Below are 12151 nucleotides of genomic sequence, written 5' to 3' on the forward strand. Positions count from 1 at the left end.
ATGCACGAGAATCAACAACCACAAACCGAGGCTTTTGAGCTGAGTGCGGCTGAGCGTGAAGCGATTGAGCACGAGAAGCACCACTACGAAGACCCGCGTGCGGCGTCCATTGAAGCGCTGAAAATCGTTCAGAAACAGCGTGGCTGGGTGCCGGATGGGGCGATCTATGCGATCGCTGATGTGCTGGGTATTCCGGCAAGCGACGTAGAAGGTGTTGCTACGTTTTATAGCCAGATCTTCCGCCAGCCGGTAGGTCGCCACGTGATCCGCTATTGCGACAGCGTGGTGTGCCATATCAACGGCTACCAGGGGATCCAGGCCGCGCTTGAGAAAAAACTCAACATCAAGCCGGGGCAGACGACCTTTGATGGTCGCTTTACGCTGCTGCCGACCTGTTGCCTGGGGAACTGCGATAAAGGGCCAAACATGATGATCGATGAAGATACTCATGCTCACCTGACCCCGGAAGGCATTCCCGAACTACTGGAGCGGTATAAATGAAAGACATTATCCGTACTCCCGAAACCCATCCGCTGACCTGGCGTCTGCGTGATGACAAACAGCCGGTCTGGCTGGACGAATACCGTAGCAAGAACGGCTACGAAGGTGCGCGTAAGGCCCTGACCGGGCTGTCACCGGACGAAATCGTTAATCAGGTAAAAGACGCTGGCCTGAAAGGGCGCGGCGGCGCGGGCTTTTCCACCGGTCTGAAGTGGAGCCTGATGCCGAAAGACGAATCCATGAACATCCGTTACCTGCTGTGTAATGCCGATGAAATGGAGCCGGGCACCTATAAAGACCGTCTGCTGATGGAACAGCTGCCGCACCTGCTGGTGGAAGGCATGCTGATTTCCGCGTTTGCGCTGAAAGCGTACCGTGGTTACATCTTCCTGCGCGGTGAATATATCGAAGCAGCTGTGCATCTGCGTCGCGCGATCGCCGAAGCGACCGAAGCCGGTCTGCTTGGCAAAAACATCATGGGCACCGGTTTCGACTTCGAACTGTTTGTCCACACCGGGGCAGGGCGTTACATCTGCGGTGAAGAAACCGCGCTGATCAACTCCCTCGAAGGTCGCCGTGCTAACCCACGTTCCAAGCCGCCGTTCCCGGCAAGCTCTGGCGCATGGGGCAAACCGACCTGCGTAAACAACGTCGAAACCCTGTGTAACGTACCGGCTATCCTCGCGAACGGCGTGGAGTGGTACCAGAACATTTCGAAGAGCAAAGACGCGGGCACCAAGCTGATGGGCTTCTCTGGTCGCGTGAAGAATCCTGGCTTGTGGGAACTGCCTTTCGGTACTACCGCGCGTGAGATCCTCGAAGATTACGCGGGCGGCATGCGCGATGGACTGAAGTTCAAAGCCTGGCAGCCTGGCGGCGCAGGGACTGACTTCCTGACCGAAGCACACCTCGATCTGCCGATGGAATTCGAAAGCATTGGTAAAGCAGGTAGCCGTCTGGGCACCGCGCTGGCCATGGCTGTCGATCACGAGATTGGCATGGTTCCTCTGGTGCGTAACCTCGAAGAGTTCTTTGCCCGCGAGTCCTGCGGCTGGTGTACGCCGTGCCGTGACGGTCTGCCGTGGAGTGTGAAAATTCTGCGCGCTCTGGAGCGTGGCGAAGGCCAGCCAGGGGATATCGAGACACTTGAGCAACTGTGTCGTTTCCTCGGCCCGGGTAAAACCTTCTGTGCACACGCACCGGGCGCAGTGGAACCGCTGCAGAGCGCCATTAAATATTTCCGCGAAGAATTCGAAGCTGGCATCAAGCAGTCCTTCAGCAATACCCATCAGATTGGTGGTATTCAGCCGAACCTGCTGAAAGAGCGCTGGTGATTACAGGGTTAGCCCTGTGTCGCGATAAGAAATTCGATTAACGCTCGGTTACGACCGAGCCAACTGGAAGCATGCTGACTATGGCTACGATTCATGTAGACGGCAAAGAATATGAGGTCAACGGAGCGGACAACCTGCTGGAAGCTTGTCTGTCTCTCGGCCTTGATATTCCGTACTTTTGCTGGCACCCGGCGCTGGGAAGCGTCGGTGCTTGCCGCCAGTGTGCGGTGAAGCAATATCAAAACGCGGAAGACACGCGTGGTCGCCTGGTGATGTCTTGTATGACACCGGCCACCGAAGGCACCTTTATTTCTATTGATGACGAAGAAGCGAAACAGTTCCGCGAAAGCGTCGTGGAGTGGTTGATGACTAACCACCCGCACGACTGTCCGGTCTGTGAAGAGGGCGGCAACTGCCACCTGCAGGATATGACCGTCATGACCGGTCACAGCTTCCGTCGCTACCGCTTCACGAAGCGTACTCACCGTAACCAGGACCTGGGGCCGTTCATCTCTCACGAAATGAACCGCTGCATCGCCTGCTATCGCTGCGTACGTTACTACAAAGATTACGCCGATGGCGCGGATCTGGGCGTCTATGGCGCACATGACAACGTCTACTTTGGCCGCCCGGAAGACGGTACGCTCGAAAGTGAGTTCTCCGGTAACCTGGTAGAAATTTGCCCGACCGGTGTCTTCACCGATAAAACGCACTCTGAGCGTTATAACCGTAAATGGGACATGCAGTTTGCGCCGAGCATCTGCCAGCAGTGTTCCATCGGCTGTAACACCAGCCCGGGCGAACGCTACGGTGAACTGCGTCGTATCGAAAACCGTTATAACGGTACCGTTAACCACTACTTCCTCTGCGACCGTGGTCGTTTTGGCTATGGTTACGTGAACCTGAAAGACCGTCCACGTCAGCCGGTACAGCGCCGTGGCGATGACCTGATCACGCTGAATGCCGAGCAGGCGATGCAGGGCGCGGCAGATATTCTGCGTCAGTCGAAGAAAGTAATTGGTATCGGCTCCCCGCGCGCCAGCGTTGAAAGTAACTTCGCGCTGCGTGAATTGGTGGGTGCGGATAACTTCTATACCGGTATCGCCCAGGGCGAGCAGGAACGTCTGCAACTGGCACTGAGCGTGCTGCGTGACGGCGGGATTCATACTCCGGCACTGCGCGAAATCGAATCTTATGATGCGGTTCTGGTGCTGGGCGAAGATGTCACCCAGACCGGCGCACGCGTTGCGCTGGCAGTGCGTCAGGCGGTGAAAGGTAAAGCGCGTGAAATGGCGGCGGCACAGAAAGTGGCTGACTGGCAGATCGCAGCAATCCTTAACATCGGCCAGCGTGCTAAGCACCCGCTGTTCGTTACCAACGTCGATAACACCCGTCTGGATGACATCGCCGCATGGACCTATCGTGCACCGGTTGAAGATCAGGCGCGTTTAGGTTTCGCTATCGCTCATGCGCTGGATAACAACGCTCCGGCGGTTGACGGTATCGACCGTGACCTGCAAAACAAAATTGACGTTATCGTTCAGGCACTGGCCGGGGCGAAGAAACCACTGATTATTTCCGGCACCAACGCCGGTAGCGCCGAAGTGATTCAGGCGGCTGCCAACGTGGCGAAGGCGCTGAAAGGCCGTGGCGCAGACGTCGGCATCACTATGATTGCTCGCTCTGTTAACAGCATGGGCCTGGGTATGATTGGCGGTGGTTCCCTTGACGATGCGCTGACCGAGCTGGAAACAGGTCGTGCTGACGCCGTTGTGGTGCTGGAGAATGACCTGCATCGCCATGCTTCAGCAACGCGTGTGAACGCAGCGCTGGCGAAAGCGCCGCTGGTACTGGTCATTGACCATCAGCGTACGGCAATTATGGAAAACGCTCATCTGGTGCTTTCCGCCGCAAGCTTCGCCGAAAGCGATGGTACGGTGATTAACAACGAAGGCCGCGCTCAGCGTTTCTTCCAGGTCTACGACCCGTCCTACTACGACAGTAACACCGTGATGCTGGAAAGCTGGCGCTGGCTGCACTCGCTGCACAGCACCGTGCAGAGCCGCGAAGTGGACTGGACGCAGCTCGACCACGTTATCGACGCGGTCGTTGAGAAGCTGCCGCAACTGGCGGGTATCAAAGATGCAGCGCCGGACGCAAGCTTCCGTATCCGTGGACAGAAATTGGCTCGTGAACCGCACCGCTACAGCGGTCGTACCGCAATGCGCGCCAACATCAGCGTACACGAACCGCGCCAGCCGCAGGACAAAGACACTATGTTCGCCTTCTCTATGGAAGGGAACAACCAACCGTCTGCGCCGCGTTCACAAATTCCGTTTGCCTGGGCTCCGGGCTGGAACTCCCCACAGGCGTGGAACAAGTTCCAGGATGAAGTGGGCGGTAAACTGCGTCATGGCGATCCGGGCGTGCGTCTGATCGAAGCTTCTGCAGATGGTATGGATTACTTCACTACCGTTCCGGCGAGCTTCCAGGCTCAGGATGGTCAGTGGCGTATCGCGCCGTACTACCATCTGTTTGGCAGCGACGAAATGTCCCAGCGTGCGCCGGTCTTCCAGACCCGTATGCCGCAGCCGTACATCAAACTCAACCCGGCTGATGCCGCGAAGTTGGGTGTTAATGCCGGTACGCGCGTTTCTTTCAGCTACGATGGCAACACGGTTACGCTGCCGGTTGAAATCGCTGAAGGATTAACGGCAGGGCAGGTTGGTTTGCCGATGGGTATGCCTGGCATCGCGCCGGTTCTGGCAGGTGCGCGTCTTGAGGATCTGCAGGAGGCACAACAATGAGTTGGATTACACCCGATCTGATTGAGATCCTGCTGAGCATTCTCAAAGCGGTCGTGATCCTGCTGGTGGTGGTCACCTGCGGGGCATTCATGAGCTTTGGCGAACGTCGTCTGCTGGGTCTGTTCCAGAACCGTTACGGACCGAACCGTGTTGGCTGGGGCGGTTCGCTCCAGCTGGTTGCGGACATGATCAAGATGTTCTTTAAAGAAGACTGGATCCCGAAATTCTCGGATCGCGTCATCTTTACCCTGGCACCGATGATCGCCTTCACCTCGCTGCTGCTGGCTTTCGCCATCGTGCCGGTGAGTCCGAACTGGGTGGTTGCTGACCTGAACATCGGGATCCTGTTCTTCCTGATGATGGCGGGCCTCGCGGTATACGCGGTGCTGTTCGCCGGCTGGTCCAGTAACAACAAATACTCCCTGCTCGGTGCGATGCGTGCGTCTGCGCAGACGCTGAGCTACGAAGTGTTCCTCGGGCTTTCCCTGATGGGCGTGGTGGCGCAGGCCGGTTCATTTAACATGACCGACATCGTCAACAACCAGGCTGATATCTGGAACGTTATTCCGCAGTTCTTTGGTTTTGTCACCTTTGCCATCGCGGGCGTGGCGGTGTGCCACCGTCACCCGTTTGACCAGCCAGAAGCCGAGCAGGAACTGGCCGACGGTTACCACATTGAATATTCCGGTATGAAATTCGGTCTGTTCTTCGTGGGTGAATACATCGGCATCGTCACCATTTCTGCACTGATGGTTACCCTGTTCTTCGGTGGTTGGCATGGCCCGTTCTTACCGCCATTCGTCTGGTTCGCGCTGAAAACCGCGTTCTTCATGATGATGTTCATTTTGATTCGTGCGTCGTTACCGCGTCCTCGTTATGACCAGGTAATGTCCTTCGGCTGGAAAGTCTGTCTGCCGCTGACGCTCGTCAACTTGCTGGTAACGGCGGCTGTCATTCTCTGGCAGGCGCAATAAGGGACACAAAGACCATGACCTTAAAAGAATTGTTCGTAGGTTTCGGCACCCAGGTACGCAGTATCTGGATGATCGGCCTGCATGCGTTCGCGAAACGCGAAACGCAGATGTATCCGGAAGAGCCGGTCTATCTACCGCCCCGTTTTCGTGGTCGTATCGTTCTGACTCGTGATCCAGACGGTGAAGAGCGCTGCGTTGCCTGTAACCTGTGTGCGGTAGCGTGTCCGGTAGGCTGTATTTCTCTGCAAAAAGCAGAGACCAAAGACGGCCGCTGGTATCCGGAGTTTTTCCGCATTAACTTCTCACGCTGCATTTTCTGCGGCCTGTGCGAAGAAGCCTGTCCGACTACGGCTATTCAGCTGACTCCAGATTTCGAGCTGGGTGAGTACAAGCGCCAGGACCTGGTTTACGAGAAAGAGGATCTGCTGATCTCCGGTCCGGGCAAATACCCGGAATATAACTTCTACCGGATGGCAGGTATGGCAATCGACGGCAAAGATAAGGGCGAAGCAGAGAACGAAGCTAAGCCTATCGACGTCAAGAGCCTGTTACCGTAAGGAGAGGGGCAATGGAGTTCGCTTTTTATATCTGTGGCCTGATAGCCATTCTCGCAACCTTGCGGGTGATCACCCACACCAATCCGGTACACGCGTTGCTGTACCTGATTATTTCGCTGCTGGCGATTTCTGGGGTGTTCTTCTCGTTAGGCGCTTACTTCGCCGGTGCGCTGGAAATTATCGTCTACGCGGGCGCCATCATGGTGCTGTTCGTGTTCGTGGTGATGATGCTCAACCTTGGTGGTTCTGAAATTGAACAGGAACGTCAGTGGCTGAAACCGCAGGTGTGGATTGGTCCGGCGATTCTGTCAGCCATTATGCTGGTGGTTATTGTTTACGCCATTCTGGGCGTTAACGATCAGGGCATCGACGGCACGCCAATTAGCGCGAAAGCAGTCGGTGTTTCCCTGTTCGGACCGTATGTACTGGCGGTTGAACTGGCTTCGATGCTGCTGCTGGCGGGTCTGGTTGTGGCCTTCCACGTGGGGCGCGAAGAGCGTTCTGGTGAAGTGCTGAGCAATCGCACCGACGACCGCGCGAAAAGAAAAACGGAGGAGCACGCATGATCCCCTTACAACATGGACTGATCCTCGCTGCGATCTTATTCGTGCTGGGCTTAACCGGTCTGGTTATCCGCCGCAATCTGCTGTTTATGCTGATCGGGCTGGAAATCATGATTAACGCCTCCGCGTTGGCCTTTGTGGTCGCCGGAAGCTACTGGGGCCAGACCGATGGTCAGGTGATGTATATTCTCGCCATCAGCCTTGCGGCTGCCGAAGCGAGCATTGGGCTTGCGCTGTTGCTGCAACTTCATCGCCGTCGCCAGAACCTGAACATCGATTCAGTAAGTGAGATGCGTGGATGAACATGCTTGCCTTAACCATTATTCTGCCATTTATTGGCTTTGTATTACTGGCGTTTTCTCGTGGTCGTTGGTCAGAAAATCTGTCCGCTACCGTGGGTGTCGGGTCGATCGGTCTGGCTGCGCTGGTTACTGCGTTTGTTGGCGTTGATTTCTTTGCCAATGGCCAGCAGGCTTACAGCCAGCCGCTGTGGACGTGGATGTCAGTCGGCGACTTCAACATCGGTTTTAACCTGGTGCTGGACGGCCTGTCGCTGACCATGCTCTCCGTGGTGACCGGCGTTGGTTTCCTGATCCACATGTTCGCCTCCTGGTATATGCGCGGAGAAGAGGGCTATTCTCGTTTCTTCGCCTACACCAACCTGTTTATCGCTAGCATGGTGGTTCTGGTGCTGGCGGATAACCTGCTGCTGATGTACCTCGGCTGGGAAGGCGTGGGTCTGTGCTCCTATCTGCTGATTGGTTTCTACTACACCGATCCGAAGAATGGCGCTGCGGCAATGAAAGCCTTCGTGGTAACCCGCGTTGGTGACGTATTCCTGGCGTTCGCGCTGTTCATCCTCTACAACGAGCTGGGCACGCTGAACTTCCGCGAAATGGTGGAACTGGCGCCTGCGCACTTTGCAGACGGTAACAACATGCTGATGTGGGCAACCCTGATGCTGCTGGGCGGTGCGGTCGGTAAATCTGCACAGCTGCCGTTGCAGACCTGGCTTGCTGATGCGATGGCCGGCCCGACGCCTGTCTCCGCGTTGATCCACGCCGCGACGATGGTTACCGCTGGTGTCTACCTGATAGCCCGTACGCACGGCCTGTTCCTGATGACGCCTGAAATCCTGCACCTGGTGGGGATTATCGGTGCTATCACTCTGGTGCTGGCGGGTTTTGCTGCGCTGGTACAGACCGACATCAAACGCGTTCTTGCGTACTCCACCATGAGCCAGATTGGTTATATGTTCCTGGCTCTTGGCGTACAGGCGTGGGATGCGGCGATTTTCCACCTGATGACGCACGCCTTCTTTAAAGCGCTGCTGTTCCTGGCATCTGGCTCGGTTATCCTGGCTTGCCACCACGAACAGAACATCTTCAAGATGGGCGGTCTGCGTAAGTCAATTCCGCTGGTGTATCTCTGCTTCCTGATCGGTGGCGCGGCGCTGTCGGCTCTGCCGCTGATTACCGCTGGCTTCTTCAGTAAGGATGAGATTCTGGCCGGTGCAATGGCGAATGGTCATATTAATCTGATGGTTGCAGGTCTGGTCGGTGCATTCATGACCTCTCTGTACACCTTCCGTATGATTTTCATCGTGTTCCACGGTAAAGAACAAATTCACGCCCACGCAGGGAAGGGGATTACCCATCATCTGCCGCTGATTGTGCTGATGATCCTGTCCACCTTCGTTGGCGCGCTGATTGTGCCGCCGCTGCAGGGTGTACTGCCTGCGACGACCGAGCTTGAGCATGGTCGCGTCATTACGCTGGAAATTACCTCCGGTATCGTAGCGATTGCAGGCATCCTGATCGCAGCATGGCTGTGGCTGGGTAAACGCACGCTGGTGACGTCGATTGCTAACAGTGCGCCGGGCCGCCTGCTGGGTACCTGGTGGTATAACGCCTGGGGCTTCGATTGGCTGTACGACAAAGTGTTCGTCAAGCCGTTCCTGGGTGTTGCCTGGTTGCTGAAACGCGATCCGCTCAACTCAATGATGAACATCCCGGCGATCCTTTCCCGCTTTGCAGGTAAAGGCCTGCTGTTGAGCGAGAACGGTTATCTGCGCTGGTATGTTGCATCAATGAGCATCGGCGCCGTCGTTGTGCTGGCACTGTTGATGGTACTGCGTTGAGTTTGTTGGCTGGATGAACGATTGCCGGATGGCGCTGCGCTTATCCGGCCTACAAACCCAAAAATAATTTTTAGAATTCGTTGAAAATCTGTTCCTGATGTACAGGCGTCATCGGCGAAGTCAGACCGGAGACCGCCAGCGCAGAGCAACCGGAGCGTACTGAAGTACGTGAGGATTGCGAGCACTGCCGGGATTTGGGCTGACGAGTGAGATAGCCTGAGCAGGAGTAAATATAAGGGACATACTTAGCTATGTTATTACCCTGGTTGATATTAATTCCCTTTATCGGTGGCTTCCTGTGCTGGCAGACCGAACGCTTTGGCGTGAAGGTGCCGCGCTGGATTGCGCTGATTACCATGGGATTGACGCTGGCGCTTGGCCTGCAACTGTGGTTGCAGGGCGGCTATTCACTGACGCAATCCGCTGGTATTCCGCAGTGGCAGTCTGAATTTGTCCTGCCGTGGATCCCACGTTTTGGCATCTCTATTCATCTGGCTATCGACGGTCTGTCGCTGCTGATGGTAGTGCTGACCGGTCTGCTCGGTGTTCTGGCGGTACTTTGCTCCTGGAATGAAATCGAAAAATACCAGGGCTTCTTCCATCTGAACCTGATGTGGATCTTAGGCGGCGTGATCGGCGTGTTCCTTGCCATCGACATGTTCCTGTTCTTCTTCTTCTGGGAAATGATGCTGGTGCCGATGTACTTCCTGATCGCGTTGTGGGGGCATAAAGCCTCTGACGGTAAAACGCGTATCACGGCGGCGACCAAGTTCTTCATTTATACCCAGGCGAGTGGTCTGGTGATGTTGATTGCCATCCTGGCGCTGGTGTTTGTGCACTATAAAGCGACCGGTGTGTGGACCTTCAACTATGAAGAGCTGCTGAATACCCCGATGTCCCACGGTGTGGAATATCTGCTGATGCTGGGCTTCTTCATTGCCTTCGCGGTGAAAATGCCGGTAGTTCCGCTGCACGGCTGGTTGCCGGATGCGCACTCCCAGGCGCCGACCGCAGGTTCCGTTGACCTGGCGGGGATTTTGCTGAAAACCGCAGCCTACGGTCTGCTGCGCTTCTCTCTGCCGCTGTTCCCGAACGCGTCGGCGGAGTTTGCGCCTATCGCAATGTGGCTTGGCGTAATCGGCATCTTCTACGGCGCGTGGATGGCCTTTAATCAGTACGATATCAAACGTCTGATTGCTTACACCTCCGTATCGCACATGGGCTTCGTACTGATTGCTATCTACACCGGCAGCCAGCTGGCGTACCAGGGTGCTGTTATCCAGATGATTGCGCACGGTCTGTCCGCAGCCGGTCTGTTCATTCTGTGTGGTCAGCTGTACGAACGTCTGCACACGCGTGATATGCGTATGATGGGCGGCCTGTGGGGCAAAATGAAATGGTTGCCTGCGCTGTCGATGTTCTTCGCAGTGTGTACGCTGGGTATGCCGGGTACAGGTAACTTCGTTGGCGAATTTATGATTCTGTTCGGCAGCTACCAGGTGGTTCCGGTCATTACCGTGATCTCGACCTTTGGTCTGGTGTTTGCCTCTGTTTACTCGCTGGCGATGCTGCATCGCGCTTACTTCGGTAAAGCGAAGAGCCAGATTGCCAGTGTTGAACTGCCAGGGATGTCGCTGCGTGAGCTGTTTATCATCCTGTTGCTGGTCGTGCTTCTGGTACTGCTTGGCTTCTATCCGCAGCCGATTCTGGATACCTCGCATTCTGCGATGAGCAACATCCAGCAGTGGTTTGTTAATTCCGTTACTACTACAAGGCCGTAAATCGCCATGACAATAACTCCACAACACCTGATTGCGCTGCTACCGCTGCTGATCGTCGGCTTGACGGTGGTGGTTGTGATGCTCTCCATTGCGTGGCGACGCAATCACTTCCTCAATGCCACGCTGTCGGTCATTGGGCTTAACGCCGCGCTGGTTTCGCTCTGGTTTGTTGGCCAGGCGGGCGCCATGGACGTCACCCCGCTGATGCGGGTTGACGGTTTCGCCATGCTCTACACCGGGCTGGTGCTGCTGGCGAGTCTTGCCACCTGTACCTTCGCTTACCCGTGGCTGGAAGGCTACGATGACAACCGGGAAGAGTTCTACCTGTTGGTGCTGATTGCCGCACTTGGCGGTATTCTGCTGGCTAACGCTAACCATCTGGCGGCGCTGTTCCTTGGTATTGAGCTGATCTCTCTGCCGCTGTTTGGTCTGGTTGGCTATGCGTTCCGTCAGAAACGTTCGCTGGAAGCCAGTATCAAATACACCATTCTGTCTGCCGCAGCGTCTTCCTTCCTGCTGTTCGGTATGGCGCTGGTGTACGCGCAGTCTGGTAATCTGTCGTTTGTTGCGCTCGGTAAGAGCCTCGGCGACGGCATGCTGCACGAACCGCTGCTGCTGGCGGGCTTCGGTCTGATGATTGTTGGCCTCGGCTTTAAACTCTCGCTGGTTCCGTTCCACCTGTGGACGCCAGACGTATACCAGGGCGCTCCGGCTCCGGTTTCCACCTTCCTGGCGACGGCGAGCAAAATCGCTATCTTCGGCGTGGTGATGCGTCTGTTCCTGTACGCACCGGTAGGAGATAGCGAAGCGGTACGTATCGTACTGGGCGTAATTGCCTTTGCTTCCATCATCTTCGGTAACCTGATGGCGCTGAGCCAGACCAATATTAAACGTCTGCTCGGTTACTCTTCTATCTCTCACCTCGGCTACCTGCTGGTGGCGCTTATTGCTCTGCAGAGCGGCGAGATGTCGATGGAAGCGGTTGGCGTTTACCTGGCCGGTTACCTGTTCAGCAGCCTCGGCGCGTTCGGTGTGGTCAGCCTGATGTCCAGCCCGTACCGCGGCCCGGATGCGGACTCTCTGTTCTCCTACCGTGGTCTGTTCTGGCATCGTCCGATCCTCGCGGCAGTGATGACGGTGATGATGCTGTCTCTGGCAGGTATCCCGATGACGCTGGGCTTTATCGGTAAGTTCTATGTACTGGCCGTCGGTGTGCAGGCTAACCTGTGGTGGCTGGTTGCCGCCGTGGTGGTCGGTTCCGCGATTGGTTTGTACTACTACCTGCGCGTTGCCGTGAGCCTGTACCTGAGCGCACCGCAGCAGCTGAACCGTGATGCGCCGTCTAACTGGCAGTACAGCGCGGGCGGTATCGTAGTGCTGATTTCTGCCCTGCTGGTACTGGTGCTGGGTATTTACCCGCAACCGCTGATCAGCATTGTGCAGTTAGCGACTCCGCTGATGTAAACGAAATGCAGAAACGAAAAAACCCGCCTT

The 12151-nt window shown here is 56.1% G+C and carries 10 protein-coding genes; all 10 read left to right on the forward strand.

Going from position 1 to position 12151, the window contains the following annotated elements; genetic code table 11:
- Window positions 1-501, forward strand: a complete 501-nt coding sequence (gene nuoE / locus FDW94_RS08885) for an NADH-quinone oxidoreductase subunit NuoE (protein WP_003028069.1) — start codon at window positions 1-3, stop codon at window positions 499-501.
- A complete protein-coding gene (gene nuoF / locus FDW94_RS08890; protein ID WP_003834753.1) occupies window positions 498-1835 on the forward strand; it encodes an NADH-quinone oxidoreductase subunit NuoF in 1338 nt (445 codons plus the stop codon). Before nuoE ends, nuoF begins: the two co-directional genes overlap by 4 nt.
- Window positions 1836-1915: 80 nt before the next feature.
- Window positions 1916-4642, forward strand: coding sequence for an NADH-quinone oxidoreductase subunit NuoG (gene nuoG / locus FDW94_RS08895; protein ID WP_032941985.1), 2727 nt, complete (start codon window positions 1916-1918; stop codon window positions 4640-4642).
- Entirely contained in the window at window positions 4639-5616 is a 978-nt protein-coding gene (gene nuoH, locus FDW94_RS08900) for an NADH-quinone oxidoreductase subunit NuoH (protein WP_003028063.1), read from the forward strand. Before nuoG ends, nuoH begins: the two co-directional genes overlap by 4 nt.
- A 14-nt stretch (window positions 5617-5630) precedes the next feature.
- Complete coding sequence (nuoI, locus tag FDW94_RS08905; protein WP_003028062.1) at window positions 5631-6173, forward strand: NADH-quinone oxidoreductase subunit NuoI; 543 nt, start codon at window positions 5631-5633, stop codon at window positions 6171-6173.
- 11 nt (window positions 6174-6184) lie between these two features.
- Entirely contained in the window at window positions 6185-6739 is a 555-nt protein-coding gene (nuoJ, locus tag FDW94_RS08910) for an NADH-quinone oxidoreductase subunit J (RefSeq protein ID WP_137377458.1), read from the forward strand.
- Entirely contained in the window at window positions 6736-7038 is a 303-nt protein-coding gene (nuoK, locus tag FDW94_RS08915; RefSeq protein WP_000612644.1) for an NADH-quinone oxidoreductase subunit NuoK, read from the forward strand. Before nuoJ ends, nuoK begins: the two co-directional genes overlap by 4 nt.
- On the forward strand, window positions 7035-8876 hold the full coding sequence (nuoL, locus tag FDW94_RS08920) for an NADH-quinone oxidoreductase subunit L (protein ID WP_137377459.1): 1842 nt from the start codon (window positions 7035-7037) through the stop codon (window positions 8874-8876). The genes nuoK and nuoL overlap by 4 nt, the downstream gene beginning before the upstream one ends.
- 251 nt (window positions 8877-9127) lie before the next feature.
- Complete coding sequence (nuoM, locus tag FDW94_RS08925) at window positions 9128-10657, forward strand: NADH-quinone oxidoreductase subunit M (RefSeq protein ID WP_003027692.1); 1530 nt, start codon at window positions 9128-9130, stop codon at window positions 10655-10657.
- A 6-nt stretch (window positions 10658-10663) separates the two neighbouring features.
- On the forward strand, window positions 10664-12121 hold the full coding sequence (gene nuoN, locus FDW94_RS08930) for an NADH-quinone oxidoreductase subunit NuoN (protein WP_003027689.1): 1458 nt from the start codon (window positions 10664-10666) through the stop codon (window positions 12119-12121).
- The last annotated feature ends 30 nt before the right edge of the window (window positions 12122-12151 follow it).

Origin of the sequence: Citrobacter sp. wls757 (assembly GCF_005280935.1) — a bacterium.
GTDB classification, from domain to species: Bacteria; Pseudomonadota; Gammaproteobacteria; order Enterobacterales; family Enterobacteriaceae; genus Citrobacter; species Citrobacter portucalensis.